The 21,894-nt window shown below is 48.3% G+C and carries 15 protein-coding genes and 1 pseudogene; all 16 read right to left on the bottom strand.

Going from position 1 to position 21,894, the window contains the following annotated elements; genetic code table 11:
- Positions 1–8 precede the first annotated feature (8 nt).
- Positions 9–179, bottom strand: coding sequence for a hypothetical protein (locus tag ACQ66Q_RS18310; protein ID WP_430458093.1), 171 nt, complete (start codon positions 177–179; stop codon positions 9–11).
- A 239-nt stretch (positions 180–418) separates the two neighbouring features.
- Entirely contained in the window at positions 419–967 is a 549-nt protein-coding gene (gene rfbC / locus ACQ66Q_RS18305; protein WP_430458092.1) for a dTDP-4-dehydrorhamnose 3,5-epimerase, read from the bottom strand.
- Positions 968–1,452: 485 nt separating this feature from the next.
- A complete protein-coding gene (rfbD, locus tag ACQ66Q_RS18300) occupies positions 1,453–2,394 on the bottom strand; it encodes a dTDP-4-dehydrorhamnose reductase (RefSeq protein WP_430458091.1) in 942 nt (313 codons plus the stop codon).
- Complete coding sequence (gene rfbB / locus ACQ66Q_RS18295) at positions 2,391–3,461, bottom strand: dTDP-glucose 4,6-dehydratase (RefSeq protein WP_430458090.1); 1,071 nt, start codon at positions 3,459–3,461, stop codon at positions 2,391–2,393. Before rfbB ends, rfbD begins: the two co-directional genes overlap by 4 nt.
- A 632-nt stretch (positions 3,462–4,093) precedes the next feature.
- Positions 4,094–5,137, bottom strand: coding sequence for a protein-glutamate methylesterase/protein-glutamine glutaminase (locus ACQ66Q_RS18290; RefSeq protein ID WP_430458089.1), 1,044 nt, complete (start codon positions 5,135–5,137; stop codon positions 4,094–4,096).
- Positions 5,138–5,148: 11 nt separating this feature from the next.
- Complete coding sequence (gene cheD, locus ACQ66Q_RS18285) at positions 5,149–5,766, bottom strand: chemoreceptor glutamine deamidase CheD (RefSeq protein ID WP_430458088.1); 618 nt, start codon at positions 5,764–5,766, stop codon at positions 5,149–5,151.
- Positions 5,767–5,769: 3 nt separating this feature from the next.
- Entirely contained in the window at positions 5,770–6,612 is an 843-nt protein-coding gene (locus tag ACQ66Q_RS18280; protein WP_430458087.1) for a CheR family methyltransferase, read from the bottom strand.
- Between the two features lie 433 nt (positions 6,613–7,045).
- Positions 7,046–9,016, bottom strand: a pseudogene (locus tag ACQ66Q_RS18275) (methyl-accepting chemotaxis protein); the annotation flags it as partial.
- Positions 9,017–9,619: 603 nt separating this feature from the next.
- Positions 9,620–10,105 carry a chemotaxis protein CheW gene (locus ACQ66Q_RS18270; RefSeq protein WP_430458086.1) on the bottom strand — a complete coding sequence of 162 codons (486 nt, stop codon included), beginning with the start codon at positions 10,103–10,105 and terminating at the stop codon, positions 9,620–9,622.
- Positions 10,106–10,114: 9 nt separating this feature from the next.
- The gene (locus tag ACQ66Q_RS18265) at positions 10,115–12,016 is read right to left on the bottom strand and encodes a chemotaxis protein CheA (protein ID WP_430458085.1); all 1,902 of its coding nucleotides are present in this window, start codon (positions 12,014–12,016) and stop codon (positions 10,115–10,117) included.
- 22 nt (positions 12,017–12,038) lie between these two features.
- The gene (locus tag ACQ66Q_RS18260) at positions 12,039–12,404 is read right to left on the bottom strand and encodes a response regulator (protein ID WP_430458084.1); all 366 of its coding nucleotides are present in this window, start codon (positions 12,402–12,404) and stop codon (positions 12,039–12,041) included.
- Positions 12,405–12,408: 4 nt separating this feature from the next.
- Positions 12,409–14,058, bottom strand: a complete 1,650-nt coding sequence (locus ACQ66Q_RS18255) for a SpoIIE family protein phosphatase (protein WP_430458083.1) — start codon at positions 14,056–14,058, stop codon at positions 12,409–12,411.
- Between the two features lie 13 nt (positions 14,059–14,071).
- The gene (locus ACQ66Q_RS18250; RefSeq protein ID WP_430458082.1) at positions 14,072–14,359 is read right to left on the bottom strand and encodes an STAS domain-containing protein; all 288 of its coding nucleotides are present in this window, start codon (positions 14,357–14,359) and stop codon (positions 14,072–14,074) included.
- 14 nt (positions 14,360–14,373) lie between these two features.
- Positions 14,374–15,507 (bottom strand): methyl-accepting chemotaxis protein, encoded by a 1,134-nt coding sequence (locus ACQ66Q_RS18245; protein ID WP_430458081.1) that lies wholly within the window; start codon positions 15,505–15,507, stop codon positions 14,374–14,376.
- Between the two features lie 105 nt (positions 15,508–15,612).
- A complete protein-coding gene (locus tag ACQ66Q_RS18240; RefSeq protein ID WP_430458080.1) occupies positions 15,613–20,664 on the bottom strand; it encodes a PAS domain S-box protein in 5,052 nt (1,683 codons plus the stop codon).
- Between the two features lie 69 nt (positions 20,665–20,733).
- Positions 20,734–21,885: a response regulator transcription factor gene (locus ACQ66Q_RS18235; RefSeq protein WP_430458079.1), complete on the bottom strand. Its 1,152-nt coding sequence runs from the start codon at positions 21,883–21,885 to the stop codon at positions 20,734–20,736.
- Positions 21,886–21,894: the final 9 nt, after the last annotated feature.

The raw sequence follows: 21,894 nt of genomic DNA, 5'->3' as shown, positions 1-21,894 counted from the left end.
AGCCTGCATCAAGCGGATATGTGCGTTGACACGCCTATCCATCCGGCCAGGCGCAGAAAAACAACTGGCGCAGTAAGTATGCGGGTCTTGAAGTGAACGACGCCAAGCAGGATGAGCCGTCCCAACAATGGTTGCGCCAGCAGCTCGAAAACCTGTTGCTCTGCTTTTAATTGAAACATTTCGCCTGAGTGAATAGGCTGTTTGCAGGTTGGGGGGTTGAGTCGCACCGCATTAGGGTATTAGCCCAAAAACATCGATAACTGCGTCCGGCAACGACTAAAGGCATTGGCGATCCAATATCCGCGTTACGGCTAACAACAGCACTGTATTTACCAGTAAGACTATGTACTTAATAGAGCAAAAAAACCTGCGGGAGTCTCGGATTGATTTAGCCTGGTAAATCAGGGCATCCAATAGATTACGACTCAAACACCGGGCATTCTCGAAATGGTCGTGCTTTTATATCCTTCGCAGACAGTATTGGCGATTCTACACACAGAGGCCACTGAATACCTATTTCAGGGTCATTCCATAGCAGGGCGTATTCATCGTCCGGGGTGTAATAGTCTGTGCACTTATACTGGAACTCTGCCGTTTCACTCAGAATATAGAATCCATGAGCAAAACCTGGTGGTACCCACAGCATTTGCTTATTCACATCATTTAAATAGCTACCCACCCATTGACCAAACGTCGGTGAGTTTTTGCGCATATCCACTACCACATCAAATACTTCACCACGACTCACACGTACTAATTTGCCCTGTGGGTATTTATACTGATAATGCAGACCACGCAAAATACCTTTGCCCGAACGTGAATGGTTGTCTTGCACAAACTGAAAATGACCGCAATGCTGCTCAAACTCGTTCTGACGAAAAGTTTCCATAAAAAAACCGCGTTCGTCATCAAACACTTTTGGTGTCAGCAATACCACATCCGGTATTGCAAGGCGGGTAAACTGCATGGTTCAGATTCCAAATCGTTGCAAGAAAATTCGTTAAGTACAGATCATTCTGTGTTGTCAGGTAAAGACGAGCCTGATGCTTTAGTTGCTTGCCGTGATTCAAGTCATAACGCCAGATCATTTCTTCTAAACTAACCAACCGCTGCTGATGCTCTGTGGTGCTCACAGGAACCGGCTTTTAGTAACGAACCATGAACGCTTCTATCCAGAACAGCGCCCCATGCGTTTTACCTCAACTTCGACCTACTATTGCGAAGAAGCCTTACCCACTCAGTTGATTTCCTGTTCGCCACGCACCGAAGATTGTATCAATTTAGCGATGTCACTGACCTGACTATCATAAAATTACAGACCTGTATTTCGGCTTGTTTTTCTAAAACAGCTTACCGTTCATATCAAGCTCAATCACTCAAAGGATGCAAGCGGGTGCCGGAACCGCCGGCAAACACAATACCTTTACGCATTAACAACCATCCTTATGCATATCATGATGAAAATACAGCATCACGATATTCGTGAAATGTCTGCGCTAACTGGCTGTGCCAGTCAGGCAGTGACAGACCAAAGGTCTGCTCTAGTTTAGACAAGTCTAATCTGGAATTGGCCGGCCGTTGCGCCGGTGTCGGATATTGTGCGGTGGTCATAGCGCTGAACTGTTGTTCTTGCAATGCCAGCGGCACTCCTGCCTGGCGAGCCATGGCAAAAATGGCTCCAGCAAACTGATACCAGTTGGTATAGCCCGCTGCCGCCAGATGATACACACCACTTTTATCGCTGCTTTTATCGCTAATGTGACCATCGTTGGCTTTAGATGATGGTGCCAGCACTTGTTGCAGTGCCAAAGCCGTCACATTGGCGATTAAGCGTGCTGGTGTCGGAGCGCCAAACTGGTCAGCAACCACACTGAGGCTTTCGCGCTGCGCGGCCAATCTCAGCATTGTTTTCATAAAGTTATTGCCACGGGCTGCATACACCCAGCTGGTGCGGAAAATCAGATGGCGCGCCCCGCTTTGTTGGATGGCAAGATCGCCGGCCAGTTTACTGGCACCATAGACAGATAAAGGTGCTGTAACGTCATCTTCGCGCCACGGTTGTTCACCTGTGCCCGGATAAACGTAGTCGGTGGAATAATGCACCAGCCAGCAGTTTAGTTGCCTGGCGATCGCTGCCAGTGCGCCGGGTAAAGCCGCGTTCAGCAGATAAGCCGCGTCCTGCTCGGTTTCGGCTTTATCCACCGCAGTCCAGGCCGCCGCATTAACGATAAGATCCGGTTGTAATGCCAGCACCTGTGCACTGGTTGCTGCGGTATCGCGAAAATCCACGTCTGCGCGGCTCAGGCAAAATAACTGTCCGAGCGGCGCCAGACTGCGCTGCAGTTCAAACCCAACCTGGCCATTTGGCGCCAACAATACAATGCGACGCATCATCTTTGCCCTGCCGGCTTTTGTTGATAAGTGTTGTCGAGGATCGCTTGCCACCAAGGCTGATTCTGCAAATACCACAACACCGTTTTGCGTAAGCCGGTTTCAAAGCTTTCCTGCGGCAGCCAACCCAGTTCATTGGCAATTTTGCCGGCATCGATGGCATAACGCACATCATGGCCGGGGCGGTCTTTGACATAAGTGATGAGGTCGGCAAACTGTGCCACTCCAGCCGGTTTATGCGGCGCCAGCTCTTCCAGCAACGCGCAGAGTGTTGTGACCACTTCAATATTCTGCTTCTCGTTGTGACCGCCAATATTGTAAGTTTCGCCAACTTGCCCGGTCGTTGCCACCAGCACCAAAGCGCGGGCATGGTCTTCTACATACAGCCAGTCGCGAATTTGTTTGCCATCGCCGTACACCGGCAGCGGTTTGCCGGCCAGCGCATTTAAAATCATCAATGGGATCAGTTTTTCCGGGAAATGATAAGGACCATAATTATTTGAGCAGTTGGTCACAACAGTTGGCAAACCAAAGGTGCGTAACCAGGCCCTCACTAAATGGTCCGACGCTGCTTTGCTGGCTGAATACGGGCTGCTGGGCGCATAAGGCGTGGCTTCGGTGAACAGATCATCAGTGCCATGCAAATCGCCGTACACTTCGTCGGTCGAAATATGATGGAAACGGAATGCCCCCTGTTTGGCCGCATCGAGTTGCAGCCAATAAGCGCGGGCCGCTTCCAGCAAGGTATAAGTACCGACAATGTTGGTCTGGATAAATTCACCGGCGCCGGTGATAGAACGGTCAACATGACTTTCAGCCGCCAGATGCATCACGATATCAGGTTGGTGATCGCTAAATATCTGCTGCAGTTTGTGCTGTTCACAAATATCAGCCTGAACAAACTGATAACGATCAGAAGCTGCCACTGATGTCAGCGAATTCAGATTGCCGGCGTAAGTCAGCTTATCCAGCACCACCACGTTGTGCGCAGTATGTTCAATCAGGTGACGTACAACAGCAGAGCCAATAAAACCGGCACCACCTGTGACTAAAAAAGTTCTAACAGACACGCATAACCTCTGACTTTAATTCCGGATATAACTGTCACTACCGGTGAAGCAGAACAATTTGTTCCGCAAGCTAAAAACCTTAGACAACAGCGCTGGCAAGCAACAATTTTAACAACAACCACATGAGTCACATCTGCGATGGCACAGCTGTCGTTTCAAATGTGCAGGCAAATGTTGAGGCTAAAGCACAGACTTCACAAAGCGACTCAATTTGGCGAAACCATTGAAAATGTCAATATAATCATTAATTTACCACTCAACACATTGCAGTCTTTTGGGGTCGTGATAAGTGCATGCTGCAGCCTGTCTGGCCAGCGGATGATGCACTTTGGGGTTTGTCGGGATCTGCAGGGCTTTTTCAAGCGCTCACAATTCCGGCTGTACTCGTCTGCCAGTTAACAATGACCTGGAACTGGTCACAGCGCTGGTATCCATCATCCAAATGATTGTCAAACTTCCCTGTAAATCAGCGTCGAAATTGTCTTGCCATCAACGAAAGTGGCTATTGTACTCTTAAATGCCCGTGGTTTTGTAGCCCGCACAGCGCAGCTATCTGCCGGTCAAACGTGGTTACGCGGATTGTCCAGGCGGGATAAACCCTGGGCAAGCTGGTGACCCTTTGAATACTTGCACTAGAGCCGGTAACTGCCCCTGCGCGACAACTCGTTAAACGCCAATTGTGCGATATCCGACAATGGACAAACCCGATCAACGGCCCCGGTCAGAATGGCTTCTTTTGGCATGCCAAATACCACACAACTATCCTCATCCTGTGCAATCGTATAGCCGCCCGCATGGTGAATCTCCTGGATCCCCATTGCACCATCTTTGCCCATCCCGGTTAGAATCGCCGCGACTGCATTAGGGCCTGCAGCTTTTGCCACCGAGCGGAACAACACATCAACCGATGGCTTATGCCCGCTGACCTTGTCACCGTCGCTCAGTTTCAAGCGAAAATCAGCACCGGAACGCACCAATTCAAGATGGAAACTACCGGGCGCAACGTAGATATGTCCTGGCAATACCCGATCATTATCTTCTGCTTCTTTCACCGTATGCGGGCATAACTTGTTCAGGCGTTCAGCGAAGGTTTTGGTAAAACCAGCCGGCATATGCTGCGTGATCAGCACGCCCGGGCAGTCTAGCGGCAAGGACAGTAACAATGTTTTCAGCGCTTCGGTGCCGCCTGTCGAAGCACCGATGGCGAGAATTTTCTCTGAAACATTGAACTGTTGCTGGTTCTTAACCTGCTTTACCGCGCTGCGCTGACGATTGCCGAGCTTGGCCTGAGCTGCACTTTTTATCTTAGCGATAATCTCCTGCCGGTAAGCTTCAATCCCGGCCGCGACGTCGATTCTGGGCTTCGCTATATAATCTACCGCGCCGAGCTCGAGCGCCCGCAAAGTCACATCTGCGCCCCGCTCTGTCAGGGTAGAAATCATCAGCACCGGCGTAGGTCTTGCTTTCATTAATCGATCTAAAAAGGTCAAACCATCAACTTTTGGCATTTCAATGTCTAACGTAATCACATCGGGCTGATACTGATTGACCAGATCTTTGGCCTGGTAAGCATCGGCAGCGGCACCGACTAAGACAAAACCAGGCTCAGATTTAATGATTTCAGTCAGTAAACTTCTGATCAACGCCGAATCATCAACGATCAATACCTTGGTCAAATGTAGTCCCTCTACTCATCAAATAATTCCACGTCACCGGATTGTCTGCTTTGCCGCAGTTGCATCCGGTAAGCACTTTCACGATCGATAATTGTGCTGTTGTGCAGATTTTTAATCTTACGCACCAGCACCTGACCTGTTTCGGCAAAAAAATACACCTTGCGCGGATACACATCGAGTAAGTCTTTGCCGATCACCGGAATGCCTTCAACTTTCAGATAATCCAGCACAAATTCCGCATTGCGCTCACCGACGTTGGTGGTCGTGAAGCCCTTCAGTACATTGCCGCCGCCAAAAACTTTCGCTTCGAGCCGATGTCGCGCTGCACCCAGCTTGAGCATATGGTTAATCAAAATATCCATGGCAAACACGCCATATCGGGCAGATTCAGACAACATGTCATTTGAACTGCCCCCTTCGGATGGCAACAGAAAATGATTCATGCCACTGATATCTGCTACCGGATCACGCAGACAAACAGAAACGCAAGACCCTAACACCGTGACAATCAACATTTGCTGGGCGGTGACGTAGTATTCGCCAGGCAAAATTTTCACGGCTTCTTGTTCAAAATGCCGGTCAAAGTAGCGGTTCGGTGCTAAATGCGGGTTATTCAGATCAAAATCCACCCATTAACTCCTGTTTGTTACCGGCTTATAAGTCGTTTTACCACTGGGTTTAACCAGATGGCTGGCATGAGCAAAATTTTCCGAATGGCCGGCAATATACAAACCGTCCGGTGACAATCGTTTCACCATTCGCTCCAGTATCTGCAGCTGCATACTTTTATCAAAATAAATCATCACGTTACGGCAAAAAATAACGTCAATCGATTCTGGTAGCGGCCACTTTTGGTCTAATAAGTTTATCCGGGTAAACTTCACCATGGCCGCCAGCTCAGGGACGACCCGCACTTGTCCTGCTTGTGCTGCAACACCGCGATGAAAGAAGTTTTTCAGCTGGGTCTGCGATAAATTCTCTACCCGTTCCTGCGGATAAATGCCTTTGGTGGCGATGGCCAGCACCTGGCTGTCGATATCTGAAGCGATAATGTCGATCGGAACCTGAAAGCTGCCAAAGTGTTCAGCCACCGTCATCGCGATGGAGTAAGGTTCTTCACCTGTACTGCTGGCTGCGCACCAAATGGTCTTGCAAGCCGGATGTTGCTTTAGGTACTGCGACAACACGTCAAAATGATGCGCTTCACGAAAAAAAGAGGTTAAGTTGGTCGTTAATGCATTGATAAAGTGCTGCTCTTCCTCCGGATGACGCGCAAGATATTGCAAATAATCGGCGAAGCCAGCCAGTCTGAGCGTGCGGATCCGACGCACTAAACGACTGTAAACCATCGAATCTTTGCTGGGATTTAATCTGATGCCGGCTAAATCGTATAAACGCCTGGCGATTGCCTGAAAGTCAGCAGCGGTAAAACTGAACTCTCGTTCCTGAACCAGCGCTGCAGGCTTATTCAACATACTTGTCCTCACCGGGTCTGAAACAAATGCAACGACGTCCCTTCACACAGCTCTGTGTAAAGGGACCACTGACAGCGCGCTCACACCTTATATCCGGTTAGAAGCTTTCCCACTCATCATCGCCAGGAGGAGCCTTCGGTAGTGCCTTCACCGGCTTGCCTGGTTTAGCCGGACGTTTTGGTGCAGCAATAACCGGCGGTTTTCTCACGCTGACCTGACGGGTTGTTGCTGGTTTTGGTGCTTTCATAGCTACACGCGGTTCTTCCGCATCATCCAGTTTGAACATGGCAACATGCTCATTTAACTGCTCCGCCTGCGCCAGCAGGCTTTCTGCGGCAGCGGCAGCTTGCTCCACTAACGCCGCATTTTGCTGTGTCATTTCGTCCATTTGATTAACAGCTTTGCTGATTTCATCAATACCGGTTGATTGCTCAAGCGACGCTGCAGCAATTTCAGCCATGATGTCATTGACCCGCTTAATCGAGACGACCACGTCTTTCATCGTGGCGCCGGATTTATCGACTAAATCATTGCCGTTGCGGATCTTGTTCACTGAATCCGAGATCAGCGCTTTGATGTCTTTGGCCGCATTTGCCGACCGTTGTGCCAGCGTACGAACTTCAGAAGCGACAACGGCAAAACCGCGGCCCTGCTCGCCCGCCCGCGCCGCTTCAACGGCAGCGTTCAACGCCAGGATGTTGGTTTGGAAGGCAATACCATCAATGACTCCGATGATATCCGAGATTTTTTGCGCCGATTCATTGATTGAAGCCATCGTCGCGACTACCTGCTCAATCAGCTGACCACCACTGACAGCCACTTCAGAAGCTTTTGCAGCTAACACGTTGGCCTGTCTGGAGTTATCCGAATTCTGCCGCACAGTGCCCGTTAACTCTTCCATACTGGACGCAGTTTCTTCCAGATTCGACGCTTGCTGTTCCGTGCGATTGGACAAATCAGTATTGCCTTCAGATATTTCACTGGCAGCGGTATTGATCGTTTCTGCAGCATGTCTGATTTCACCGAGCATTCTGGCTAAATTCTCAGCAGTTGCATTACAGCTGTCTTTTAACTCGCCAAACAAACCAGCGAAATTGCCTTCGATTCTCTCAGTGAGATCGCCGCTTGCTACAGCTGATAACACGCTGTTGATTTCACTCAACGCCGTTTCAGCTGTGGAGGTCAGCTCATTGAGCCCTTTTGCCAACACCAGCATAAAATCAGCTTTGTCAGCCTCATCAATCCGCTCCGCAAAATTGCCCTGGACTGCAGCCTCAACAATGCGGGCAATATCCTGTTCAACCAGCACTTCAGCGGTCCGGTCTTTCCATTCGACGACAGCACCAATCCGCACACCATCATCGTTAAACACCGGATTTGCCGTAAGCTTAAACACCCGGTTGGAGATTTTTATCGTCGTGGTGTAGGTACTGGATAGCTTTTCTAACAAGCTACGTTGGTGTGCCGGATTTTTATGGAAGTTATCGATACTTTGACCCAGCAAATTATGCGCCGAAAAGTTTGGCAGTGACTTGCGTAAATCAGATTCTGCTGTCTGCAGCATATTGATAACGGCTTTATTCATGTAAATGATATGGTTTGTTTCATTGGCAATCATCACGCAGGTATCGATATTACCCAGCGCGTCACGAATTCGCAGATTTTCATTGTGAATGGTGCGTTCTTCATGCCTGCGAGCCAACTCCTCCGTCATGTCATCCCATTCAACAACAGTACCTATTCTTTCATGCTCAAGGTTAAAAACCGGAGTCGCAATCAGATCAAAGGTTAAATCTCCGACTTTTATTTTTGTATTAAATGGAGTTTTAAGCTGAGCCAACATACCCCGCTGATGACTGGGGTTCTTGTGAAACACATCAATGTTAGTCCCAATCAATTTATTGCACTCAAATGCCGGCAGATGTTTTCGCAGCTCAGATTCATTGATGCGAAACATTCGCATCAGGGATTCATTGATATAAACAATATTAAGCTCTGCGTCGGCCATCATCACATTGGCCTGGCACACATCCAGCGCATTCTTCATCCGTTGATTGACGCTATTCATGAGCGCGGCCTGGGCCAGCTTGGCCAGCTCTTCAGTCAGGTCCTGCCACTCAACAACAGTGCCGAGCCGCACCCGGTTATGGTCAAACACCGGGGTCGCTATCAATGCAAAAGTGAGCGGGCCAATTTTGAGCTGGGTCTTAAAAACGTCTGTCAGGTTCGAGATCAGTCGTCGTTGATGAGCCGGATTTTTATGGAATGAATCAACATTAGTCCCAATCAGGGTCTCAGCACTGAAGCCGGTGATATGTCTCTGTATTTCAATTTCATTCCTTTTCAGCATCGCTTTCAGAGAATGGTTTACATAGTTAATGACCATATTCTCATCGGCCATCATAATGTTTGCCTGGCAAACATCTAACGCCGATTGCAATGCAAAAGCTTGCGCAGCCAGAGCACGTCCATTTGAATCATCACTATCTTGCCGATTGAATATATTACTCAAAAAACCCATGATGTAGACTCCATTATTCTGATGTTCTGCGCTATTAAAAATGGCAATACCTGTTACTTCATCAGGCTCTGCCGTACTGCGAAATTGAATATCGCGCCTTTAGCCGGAGATACCTCTAAATTAAATTCAGAATATATCCATTTTGCACAAATAATAGCACCCGAATTGGCTAACACTGCATTTCCTGAGAATCCACACCACATACTCATACTCGGAAATGATTCTTAACTGACCGAAATTATTATTTCACTGAGTAATTCCTGCAAGCGAGAATGCATTTTAACATTCCAGCACAACTCAAAAACGTCACAACCCAATAACTGAACAAGCATTTTATTCTATAAAACTTAAACCAACACAACTCCTTTCGAATAATTATATTGGTTAAATTTCGCGAGAAAATCAGCAATTTCCGGCACTGAAAAATTCAGTGCTAACCCAACGAAATATAAATATGATATTGAGCCACAACAACCTCTCACAGCGTCAAACACTGACTGAATTTTCAGCTGAATCAAAAAGCCCAAGCTCTTTACTTGAAATGAGAGACTCAATATTCAACAAAATAACCATAGTATCGCCAACTTGGCTTAACCCGTGTAGAAATTGATGATCAAAAGCCGCGCCAAACTCCGGCGGCGGCTTAATATCATCTTTTTGCAATCGGACCACATCTGACACTGCATCCACAACAATACCAACAATCCTTGCACCGATAGACAGCATAATTACAATAGTAAACTCATTGTATATTGCACTCCCTACATTAAATTTTAAGCGCAAATCTATAATTGGAACTATATCTCCCCGCAGATTCAAAACCCCTTTGACAAAAGGTGGGGCATTGGCAATTTTTGTCACAGCTTCATAACCACGAATTTCTTTGACCATCATAATTTCGAGACCATAATGCTCGTCTCCCAATGTGAAGGTTAAAAATTCCTGACTGTTATCTGATATTGATCCTGACATGCTGGCTCCTTAATTGATCGACGTTGCAGGAATGTCAGCCAAAGATTCGACATCAAGGATCAATGCGACACTGCCATCACCCATAATAGTCGCCCCCGCGACGCCATCTACCCGCCGATAGTGTTGCTCCAAACTTTTGATCACAACCTGTTGTTGTCCAAGCAAATCATCGACCAGCATCGCAAAACGGTTGCGGCTACTTTCGACAAGTACCAGGATCCCAGTCAGTGGGTCTTTGATGGCGTCAGGTAGTTGCATCAACTCACCTAACTTCACAATCGGCCAATACAAATCCCGCAAAAACAACATTTGCTGGTTGCTGATCAGCATCAATTGCTCTGACGAGGGTTGCACTGATTCAACAATATTGACCAAGGGCACAATGAATTGCTGGTCCGAGACGCTGACTGACATGCCATCAAGAATCGCCAGCGTCAGTGGCAATCGAATATGGATCACGGAGCCTTGACCAGTGCTTGATGTGATATCAATTTTCCCGCCCATCGCTTCAATATTCCGCCTGACCACGTCCATGCCAACGCCACGACCTGAGACATCGGTGACCTGTTCAGCAGTCGAAAAGCCCGGCGCCATGATCAGCTGCCACACCTCGCTGTCCGGCGCAGTCTCGCTGATCTCAATACCGCGCTCCCTGGCCTTTGCCATAATCTTCTGGCGGTTGAGGCCGCCGCCGTCATCATGTACCGAAATAAGCACATTCCCGCCTTTTTGTTCCGCTTTTAATATCAGCCGGCCGGTTTCTGCTTTACCTAACGCCCGGCGGGTCTCCGCGGGTTCAATGCCATGATCAAGACTATTGCGCACCAGGTGGGTCAAAGGGTCCACCAGTTTTTCGATTAAACTTTTATCAATCTCGGTATTCCCTCCCTCAACCACCAGCTCTACCTGTTTGCTGAGTTTTTGCGACAGATCGCGCACTACTCGGGGAAAACGATTGAAAACAAAAGACATCGGCAACATGCGAATAGACATGATGCCTTCCTGCAGGTCACGGGTATTGCGTTCGAGCTCACGCAAAGCGGTGGCAAGACGCTCGCTGAGATTCTCTGCCAGCTCTTCGCCGATGAGGGTCAGCATCGATTGGGTAATGACCAATTCACCAACGAGGTTTACCAGACTATCTACTTTGTGGATATCAACCCGAATACTGCTGGTGTCAGTGTCGGTTTTTCGTCTTTCGACCAGAACTTTCTGCTCAGCATCAACCGGCGCAGGCTTCAGTTCTGTGTCTTTTATGCTCGGGACTGCCGCCTGAACTGCGGCTGGGATGGTCTGCTCCGGCCGGTCAGAATGGTCGCCGTTGGCAGGAGCGGTAAGGGGTTCAAAGAAACCAAAACCGTCATCTTTAATTGCTTGCGGCAAAGGCTCAAAAAAACCAAAACCGTCATCTTCAGTGGCTTCCGGCAATGGTTCAAAAAAACCAAATGCGGCGTTATCCGCCTTAGTTGCCAAGGGTTCGAAAAAACCAAAGCCTTGCTCCGGCACATCCTTCACCGCAGCTGCCGGCTGAAGCAGGTTGTTTACTTTTTCAGTAGCATCCGCGACTAACTGCCAATTCACCGCTTCATTGCTGCCATAGGCGGCTAGCAAGCGGCGCAGCGTATCAACAACCACCAGTAAGTCGTCGACCACTTTCTGGCTGATATTAAATTGGCCCTGACGGGCCAAATCAAACAGGTTTTCCATGACGTGTGTGACAGAAATCAGCGCGTCAAAGCCAAAAATGCCGGCGCCACCTTTAATAGAATGTGCGGCCCTAAAAATGCAGTTCAGGTCTTCAATCTCGGGCTGTTCGGGGTCTAACGCCATCAGCAGATGCTCAATATCATCCAGATGTTCTGCGCTTTCTTCCAGAAAAACACCATGAAACTGACTCATGTCAATCGTCATAGAGGCACCTGCAGTTGAACCGTTAATTCAATACTTTGGCTGCGATTTGCAATAACTTTGCCGGGTCAAACGGCTTTACCATCCACCCCGTTGCCCCCGCAGCCCGTCCTTGTGCTTTCATCGCGTCACTGGCTTCAGTGGTTAACACGACGATCGGAACCGTGCGGTAGTTACCTAAACCCCGCAGAGATTTAATCAGCGTCAGGCCGTCCATCCGGGGCATATTCTGATCCGTCAGGACAAAATCGAAAGCTTTGGTCTGACATAACTCATAGGCCTCCTGACCATCTTTCGCTGCGGTGATCTGGTATCCGGCGGATTTCAGCGTCACCTCAACCATTTGCCGGACAGATGCCGAGTCATCCACTATCAATATATTTTTTGCCATATACTCATCCTATTATCACGGCGGTTACTTCATTGCCGCAGCCTTTAAAATTCACCTCGGTGCACAAGGAATAAATCATATTAATTCCCCGCCCATAGAAAAATTCATCTGTTGAGCGTTGTTCATTCATCACCTGATAATTAAATCCTTCACCAGAATCCACGACATCGATATGGATAGAATTATTATCCATCGACCAGTCAATGGTGAGTGAAATGAAATCATCTGATGTCAGAGACAACAAACCCTGCTCTCTTAAAAGGTAATAGTTGCTAAAACCATCTTCTGCCTGCTTTATTGCAGAATCTAATTTTAAAACGCCATGTTCAAGCGCATTTAAGTACAGCTCAGTTAACACAGAAAAAAGTGTATTGGTCAGATTTTTAGGCATTCCATAAGCGCTGAATGTCTGAACAATTTTCAATGGCGCATCAACTTGCGACAATGCAGATCCCATTGTTTTAAAATCTAAACGCAGGCGCCCGTCTTTTTTATCATGCACCTTCATATCTGCTAAAAGTGACTGGAAATACTGATTAAAATGAATAGAAAAAACTGAAATGTCGTCGACTGTCTGTGATAACCCATCAATGCACTGCTCGAGACATTGAAAAGCCTCTTCTGGCTGTTTCAGCCAGGTTTCAGCTAAGAAATCCGCGCTGAACTGGCCATGACCAACAAACTCCGTATCAGTCAGGCCGTCGGTAAATCCAACCGCATAGCTACCAGTAGTCCATTTGAACTTTTCCACGCTGACATCGATTTCCTGTTCATCGAGGATCCCAAGGGCCATATTCTTTGATTCAGCTTTTAAGATGCTTTTCTGCACGCTGTCGATGATTAATAGTGGTGGCATGCCACCGTTCCAGACTTCTAACTCCAAAGTTCTTGGATCTAAACGGATAAAAAGAGCGGCAACAAAACGGTCTGCCGGCAATTGCCGGTTGAGCTTTTTATTCAGTTCAAACACGATGTTAGATAATGGCAACGATTGCTGGCTCATGCTCTGAAACACCTCGAGCACCGGCATCAGTGAAATAGCGGCCGCTAAGCCATGCCCCATCGAATCAGCAAGCAACAGATACTGAGAGCCATCCTGGCCTTGTTGCTGTAACAAAATATCTCCGCTAAAACTGCTGCTCGGTTTGGTTTTCACCTGAATATATGCCGGCATTTGTTGCAAGCGCTGCGTTAAGTTTGCCAACACATGCACTGCTAATGCTTGTTCCTGTTGTTCCTGCGCCACCCAATTTGCCAACTCAGCCTGCTGCTGCCGCGATACACGTTGCAATTGGCGGACTTCAACCGCCCGGCAGATTTTGACCCACAACAGGTCGACATTCACCGGCTTCACCGCATAGTCATCCAGGCCCGACGCATAAGCCTGTAAAAAGAAATCAGCACTATCGTTTGCACTTACCATCAAAATCGCGGCGTCAGGATACTGCCCGATAAGCGGCGGCACTAACTGCAGGCCTTCTCCATCAGTTAACTGGTTATCCAGCACAATAGCGTCAAACTGAGCACTGGATTTCAAAATATCTCGTGCCTCAGCAATACTGTAGGCCGATACAACATCGACGCCTTTTGATTGAAAAAATATAGAATAAAACTGATTAAACAATAAATCATCTTCAACTATCAGGATATTCACAATGACGCCCTGATCACTTAATTGAATATAATTTGTTTAAATTTGCCATCATCAGTATATCTAATGCTGTCCCCTGGGCACCTTTTATCGATACAGATACATTTTGAGTTGATGCTTTTCTCGCTAAAAGTACCAACATCCCCAAAGCCGAACTATCAAGATATTGGACCTGAGAAAAATCCACTTCAATAGACTTCAGCTCACTCCGTACAAATGCTTCTTCTGTATGCTGAGAAAATAATTTATGATGACTAAAATCAAACCGATTCGGTAACCGAATAACTGCAATCGCATCAGCCATAAAAAATCCTTTAACTAAAATAATTCTATGTCGCCAGCCTGCACAGAATGTGAAGATACTGGATTTGCGCGCCGCTCATTATGTTTGGATAATAACTGCCGGGCGTTATTTATCTCATTGACTAACTGGTTTTCGTCCGTGATTTTTAATAATGACTGTTTAATATTCGATAAATCTTCGTTTATAAATTGCAGATGTTGGGCATTGATATCGCCAAACTGCAAACCACGAATGGCCTGATTAATTGAATCGGCTAAATCCTGAGCTTTTTCATCCAGCTGTTTGGCGATTTCCGTTTCAGCCGATGATTTACTGACTAACTGGGCAAGTGCAGCCTGTACTTGTTTTTTCGATGCCATGACATAGGTCACATCCTGAGAAGCAACTTTGCCGATATCAGCAGACAACTGTTCAATCTGCACTGCGATATCACGCAATTTCTGCTGGATTTGTTCACTAAAGCCAGCACTGCGATTTGATAGCGCCCGGACTTCATCGGCAACAACCGCGAAGCCTCTGCCCGCATCGCCGGCCCTGGCTGCTTCAATCGCAGCATTTAATGCAAGTAAGTTGGTTTGAGAAGCGATTTGGTCGATGTCTTTGAGTGCTTTCATAATGTCCGGCACGGCATTATTCACTTTGTCGACTTTATGCACTAAGTCCATCGACGCCGCCGACATACTGACCGTGGTCTCGACAAAGCGCTCCAACGTGACTGCGGTATTTCCGGCAAATTCGCTCATCCAGGAGACGCCTGTCGATGACTCTTGCCCCCCCTGCAACAGTGCCTGGATGTACTCCGTTTGTTTTTGTGTGGACTCTAACAAACCGATGAAGCTATCACTGAGGGTGTTGACTGCATCAGTCTGAGTTTGTTCGATTTTTTGCAAGTTTTGCTGGCCTTGCTGCAAAACGTCTACCAGTAGCTTTTTGTATTCCGCAAAATGGCTGACGAAGCTATCCAGATCTGCTGCGGGTTCCTGCCTTGCTTGCGGCACAACAGCAACGTTAACAAACAACTGGCGCCAAAACAGCAGCGCAGGGCCCCCTGATAACAACAGCAACGCGCTCACTTTGAAATCAACCAGAAATAACATCCAGGCAAATAATACCAAGACTAACAATGCGATTTTATGGGTCAATAACACGAGGCCTTTCTCCATGTTCAGGGAATATGCATTCTCTAAAGGGTCTATTGTTTATAGTCAGCACCACCCTAAATAGCCAATACACCTAAGTTAAATTGCTGATATTTATAGGATGGCTGCACGTAATATGTGTCGACTTGCTTCGAGCACCTGCTGTAAATGCAGAATTGTGTTGCATATGTACAAAGAGTTTGCGGTCGATCGCAAATCAGGTTGCTGTTGACTCAGACCTTGCGCGTATTGTTCAACTACGGCGGCAGCCTCTTTCAGCTCCGCCAGCAGCAGTTGACCGGACGACCCTTTTAACGAATGTGCTTTTATTTGAATTCCCCGCCAATCCTGCCGGGCGAGCATGTCATCCAACGTGGTCGCAATCGAATCTGTTTGTTCAAGGAATACCGGGATCAACTGCGGAATAAGACTTGCCATTGAACCAAACTGGCTCTGTAACGCGGCCAGATCCCAGCTAACTTGCGTTATTGAAGGAGGGGTGATTGCAGTGGATACTGACCCGGTCTGGTTGCTTGCAGATGAATTCTCAGACGAAACTTCCGGACATAAATACTCAGCGATTTTTGCTAACAATACCTTGGCCTGGATTGGCTTACTGAGAAAGTCGTTCATGCCGGCATCACGGCACTTTTTCTGCTCTTCAACGATAGCGTTGGCCGTTAAGGCAATAATCGGAATGGTTTGCCGGCAGGCGCCGGCCTCACCGCGCCGGATTGCCCGGGTAGCGGCAAATCCATCCATTTCCGGCATCAGGCAATCCATCAGTATCAATTCAATTTGCGCAGTCCCAGCCGACGACTCTGCTGCGAGTACTCGCAAGGCATCAAGCCCATTTTGCGCCTTGCTCACGACAACGCCTGCCTCTTGCAACATCATGCTGGCAATCATCATATTGACTTCATTGTCTTCCACCAGCAGCACTTTGCGCCCCGATAAGGCCTCAGTCCGCTGCGGATAAATCACACTACTGCGGCTTTTATTGGTTAAAGCAGTATCGAGTGCCACATAAAAACTAAAGCACGACCCCTGACCTAGCTGACTGCTTACCGAGATGTCCCCCCCCATCAGACGGCATAACTGGCGGGAGATCGCCAACCCCAACCCAGTGCCACCAAATCGTCTGGTGGTGGACACATCAGCTTGAGTAAAGGGACTAAAAAGGACATCCTGTTGCTCGGTCGACATGCCTATCCCCGTGTCAGTCACCTGCACATCACAAATCACTTTATTTCCCTCGAAGCGGCTGCTCAGTTCAATGGTCACCGCCCCTGCGCTGGTGAATTTCAGCGCATTCCCCAACAGATTACTGATGATCTGTTTAAACCGAACCTCATCCCCACAAACGTCGATCTGCTGCAGCGGCCCATATTGCACATGCACGGCGACATTCTTGGCGGCGGCGACATGGTCCAGCAAACTGACCACATCTTGCACGGCGCCGGTTAACGAAAAATCGGTTGACTCTAATGACACTTTACCGGCTTCAATTTTGGAAAAGTCCAATATGTCGTTGATAATACTCATCAAAGACTGGCCCGAGCGGATAGCAACCGCTAAGTGCGCCTGCTGCTGATCAGTTAGCGGTGTCCGGGCTAATAAATCGAGCATGCCAATGACGCCATTGAGCGGGGTACGGATCTCATGACTCATATTTGCCAAAAACATCGATTTCATTTGCGCTGCTGATTCAGCCATGGCTTTGGCATTTAACAACGCGGTTTCCGTCGCTTTCCGTACTGAAATATCTTCGACAATCGACCAAATCAAATCCCGGCCACTGCCATCTTTAAACAACACACCATTGAGCACGACCGGATAACGGCTGCCATCGCGTCGCAGATACTCTTTTTCGTATGGCCCATATCGGCCGGTTTGTTGCAGGATCTGCAGTTGTTGCTGCTCACGTTCAGCATATTCAGGCGGCGTCAGCTGCCAATAATCCAGCTGCATAAACTCATCAATTTCATAGCCTGAAGGTTGAACCATCGCCTGGTTTACGTCGACAAAGCGGCCACTGCGCAAATCATTCAGCGCAATCCCGACCGGTGACAAGGCAAAAAAGCTGCGTAATCTGGCCTCGCTCGAGGCCAGCTCAAGTGCGGTATTTTTTTCTTCTGTAATATCATGAATGTAGCCGTGCCAAAGGGTACTGCCGTCTTCCAACCTTTGGGGTTGCGCGCTGCCTTCGAGCCAGCGCACGACACCATCGCTTAACAAGGTACGATACACACAATGCCAGCGGGTTAACGTCGCGCTGGAGTCTTCAATCGATTGTTGAATTTTTGCCAGATCATCTGGATGCAATTTACTAAAGGCGATGGTTGCATCTTGCTCAACTTGCGCCGGCATCACTTCGTAAATAGCCCTAATGCCGGGGCTACTGTATGGGAAGGCGGTGCGGCCATCTGGCCAACTCTGAAACTGGTAGAGCATGCCTGGCAGCTGTGATGTGAGCCGTTGTAGCTGAGCTGAATGTTCAAATCGTTCTAAAGTTGCGTTCAACCAGCGTACAAACAAGGTGACAAACATTTTTTCAGAAGAAGTTAAGTTCAGTGTGAACCAGACATCCGTCGTAAACATCAACATGCCTTGCTGCTCACCCCAACGTAAGTACACCGCATAAACACAAGACCATTGATTAATCGCAAGCCAGGGATCAAAAGCGGCATTCATACCAGGACGGATTTCCTGTAACTCAGCGGCATTGAGCTGCTGCAGCAACGCAATGGAAGCCGGCATCGGTGTATAACTGGGCGATTTGTGGCACGAGAAAGCCAGCTGCAGCATGCCATTCCTTAACTCTAGAACCATGGCATCATCAAATCCCAGATGAGCTGTAGTTTTCATCAGTGCATCGCTGATCTGCAGCTCAGCATCGAGTTCGGCGGTCGATGCAATGTCACTGAGCGTCTCCAGAGCTGTAAGTTGACGTTTGATCGTTTGCTGAGCAACAACTTCATCAGAAATATCCAATAAAAACCCGTCGTAGCCAACACACTGTCCCTGCTCATCAAAACGCTGATGTACCCGCTCGTTCACCCAAACCCAATGCCCATCGCGGTGACGCAGGCGGAAGTTGGTATTCCAGAAGCCCTGAGTTGATGCCGTTGTCTTCACAATCTGATAGTCATCCAGATCATCCGGATGCATCAACTCAGTCAACAGCCGGCCATGCAACTCAAATTCAGCATGGGAGTGGCCAGTCAGCTGCTGGATTTGCGGACTAATAAAGGAAAAAACCCCATGCGCCGTTTGCCGGTAGCTGACAGCGGGCATGTTTGTTAACAAAGACTCCATGTCATCTTTATTTTGCTTCAGTGCCAGTTCAATCGCTTTTTGGGCGCTGACATCGGCATGAGTGCCATACATCAACAATGGCTTACCATCCGCGGTCCAGGTTTTCACCTGACCGCGATCATGCACCCACACCCAGTGCCCCTGTTTATGCCGCATGCGGCAGTACAGATCATAGTGACTGGTTTTGCCGGCAAAATGCTCTTGTAACGCGGCATTACTCGCTTCTAAATCCTCAGGATGGGAGAACTGCACCCAGGTATTGATCGAGAGCGGCTGCAACTCAGCCAGACTGTAACCGATGATGTCAGCCCAGCGTTCGTTGTAATTGGTTTCGCCGGTTTGAACATTCCACTCCCAGGTGGCAATTTGCGTCGCATCGAGCACTGCGGTTAAACGCTGTTCATTTTGTTCGAGCAGGGCGGTTTGCTGACGTTCGGCGCTGATATCACTCTCAATGGCAATAAAGCCCTGCAACTGCCCGTGCTCATCCAGCACCGGGTCACTTTGAATGCGCACCCAATAAGGTTCACCGGCTTTGGTGTAATTGACGATATCAACTTTGAATAGTTGTTCTTGCTGGATTGCCTGTCGCATCACGTCAATTTGAGTCGGATCCGAAGCCGGGCCTTGCAGCAAATCGCCGGGCTTCTGCCCTATCACTTCATCCAGCGTATAGCCGGTCAACTGCTCAAACGGCTGATTAACCCAAACAATTTTGCCGGAGACGTCAGTCAAAATGACTTGATTGGTAGTTTTGGTCGCAACGGCAGACAGTTTTGCCAGCTCCGTCTGGTATTGTAGATTTTGTGTTTCGACGCGACGGGCATGCACTAACTGACCAATCGCAACAAGCAGTGGCTGTAAAAATTCTACATCAGCTGCGCTGTAACCCTGCGGTTTATTGGCCAGACCGACCATCGCATTCATACTGCCATTAAAAAAAACCGGTAAACCTAAAAAAGAATTTAATGGAGGATGACCGGATGGAATACCGGTCGCGCGAGGATCAGTGGCAGGTGCATTGGCCATCACCACTTCGCCGGTGCGGATGGCAGCACCAAACAAAGTGTTTAAGTCGCGAAACTCCAGTGTCGTCGGCGCATTTTGTTGGTAAAAAGCCCGGGTGGTGTCGTCCCAGGAGATATTGGTCAATGCAAAGGTTTTTAAATAAGGCTGCCCTGCACTATCAATTAAGATCTCACCAACAAAGCCATATTCACTGTCCATGACCTGTAACAGCTCTTCGAGTAACTGATCATAAGCCTTATGGTTGTCGCGGGTTTGAATAAAAGCTGACTGCAGCTGCGTGACCGCCGAAACTAGTTTTTTACTTTTAATCAGACTCAGTTGCGCTTCATAGAGCAAAGAGTTTTGCAGTTCACGCTCACACAAAGCAGCAAAACCTGCCAACCGCTGTTTTTCCTCTGTATTTAATTGACGCGGCTCGCTGCCAATCAAACACAAAGTCCCCAGAGCATAACCATCAATACTTCTTAAAGTATGACCGGCGTAGAAGCGGATAAACGGCGCAGCTGTGACTAACGGGTTGTCGGCAAAACGCGGATCTGCGGCGGCATCACAGATCTCAAACAGACCGTCTTGCAAAATCGCGTGGCCGCAAAATGAGATATCACGGGAGGTCTGGCAGGCATCCAGCCCCTGACGGGACTTAAACCATTGCCGATCAGCGTCAACCAGCGACACCAAGACAATTTGGCAGTTAAATGTCAGGCTGACCAGAGCGGTGATCTGGTCAAAACGACTTTCAGCAGGCGTATCCAGCACGTGCAGATCTCGCAGCGCTGTTAAGCGGTGGATCTCTGTATCAGGCAGCTCTGGCTTTAACAAATACCACCTCGCTTGGCGTCGTCACTACACTTTGAATTGATCGGCTGACTTCAGGCTGCAGGAGCGTTATCAACAGCTTTGCAGCTTACTCATCACTTTTTCGATCAATTCTTTTTGCTGCCGACCGTTGGCAATACTCTCGTCAAACAAGTCACTGGCCTGCCGCAAGCCTTCGTCGATATGTCCAAGCAGCACTTCTTCTTCACTTTCAATTAAATTGAACTGAGCCAGCTCGGCTTTAATATTGGTCTGCATGTCGAGCATAATTCGTTCAAATTGCTCGGAATAGGCGCGACTGCTTTGTTCACTCTCTAATGCAATCGCAGCCAGAACATTAGAGGCACTCTTCATTTTAGCTTGCTTTTCAACGTCTTTACGCTGCATCAGCAATGTGGTCAGCCGAGTATCCATGCCATTGAATAACAAACAAATTTGATCTTTCAGTACGCCATAACGCTCTTCATCTTGTAACGGCATATTGTGAAACAACAAAGAGACATAGTCATAGTTGAGGAACGTCAGCTGCTTCCAGTGATACATTCTGCCTCTGGCGCGTGTTGCCAGCATCGTTTCGCGCTCTATCGACTTTTCCAGGCCATCAAAGCGGAAAAACAATGGCTCAGTCTCGTGGAAAAACATCATGGAGGCCTGCAAGTCGAAATGCTGCAACACCTCAAAACTAGCTGCCGCAATGGCTGCCGCATCCGGCAAACGGTGAATATTTTCCTGATAACGCAAGATTTCGCCTAATTCAGACGATGTACGCATCGCGCTAAAGGCCATTTGCATCGCGGCTTGCGCCTGTTCACCACGGCTGACAAACTCAATGCGCTGCTGATGTACCTGTTGTAGCTTGATACTCAACTCAGCCAAACGCACTGGCTTCACTAAATAGTCATCAGCACCAACCTCAAAGGCCTTGATGATGTCTTCATCATCCATCAGACCTGAGGTGAAGATCACGCCGGCGCTGTCCGGTAAGTACTCCTCCCTGAAGCGCTGACATAACTGATAGCCGTCAGTACCGGGTAAATTCACATCCAGGATCAGAATATCCGGCATGTCGGGCATTTGGTCGCGCACAGCACTAAAGCCGTTAGCCGGCCACTGGTCAAAATGGACCACCCGATGTCCCTTTGATTGCAGGTAGTCCAACGTCATGGCAGCAACCTGATGATCGTCTTCAATGTAGATAATTTTTAATTCGTTCGTATCGGTCATCAGCATTTC

The sequence above is a fragment of the Rheinheimera sp. genome (genome assembly GCF_965283995.1).
Lineage (GTDB): Bacteria > Pseudomonadota > Gammaproteobacteria > Enterobacterales > Alteromonadaceae > Pararheinheimera.
The sequence above is the reverse complement of the archived record's forward strand: the minus strand, read 5'-3'. Positions and strand labels throughout refer to the sequence as shown.

What these genes read in the sequence shown, in the direction of transcription:
- ACQ66Q_RS18310 (WP_430458093.1), bottom strand. Translation starts at nt 179, where the DNA reads ATGTTTCAATTAAAAGCAGAGCAACAGGTTTTCGAGCTGCTGGCGCAA.
- rfbC (WP_430458092.1), bottom strand. Translation starts at nt 967, where the DNA reads ATGCAGTTTACCCGCCTTGCAATACCGGATGTGGTATTGCTGACACCA.
- rfbD (WP_430458091.1), bottom strand. Translation starts at nt 2,394, where the DNA reads ATGATGCGTCGCATTGTATTGTTGGCGCCAAATGGCCAGGTTGGGTTT.
- ACQ66Q_RS18280 (WP_430458087.1), bottom strand. Translation starts at nt 6,612, where the DNA reads ATGTTGAATAAGCCTGCAGCGCTGGTTCAGGAACGAGAGTTCAGTTTT.
- ACQ66Q_RS18270 (WP_430458086.1), bottom strand. Translation starts at nt 10,105, where the DNA reads ATGTCAGGATCAATATCAGATAACAGTCAGGAATTTTTAACCTTCACA.
- ACQ66Q_RS18265 (WP_430458085.1), bottom strand. Translation starts at nt 12,016, where the DNA reads ATGACGATTGACATGAGTCAGTTTCATGGTGTTTTTCTGGAAGAAAGC.
- ACQ66Q_RS18260 (WP_430458084.1), bottom strand. Translation starts at nt 12,404, where the DNA reads ATGGCAAAAAATATATTGATAGTGGATGACTCGGCATCTGTCCGGCAA.
- ACQ66Q_RS18250 (WP_430458082.1), bottom strand. Translation starts at nt 14,359, where the DNA reads ATGGCTGATGCGATTGCAGTTATTCGGTTACCGAATCGGTTTGATTTT.
- ACQ66Q_RS18235 (WP_430458079.1), bottom strand. Translation starts at nt 21,885, where the DNA reads ATGACCGATACGAACGAATTAAAAATTATCTACATTGAAGACGATCAT.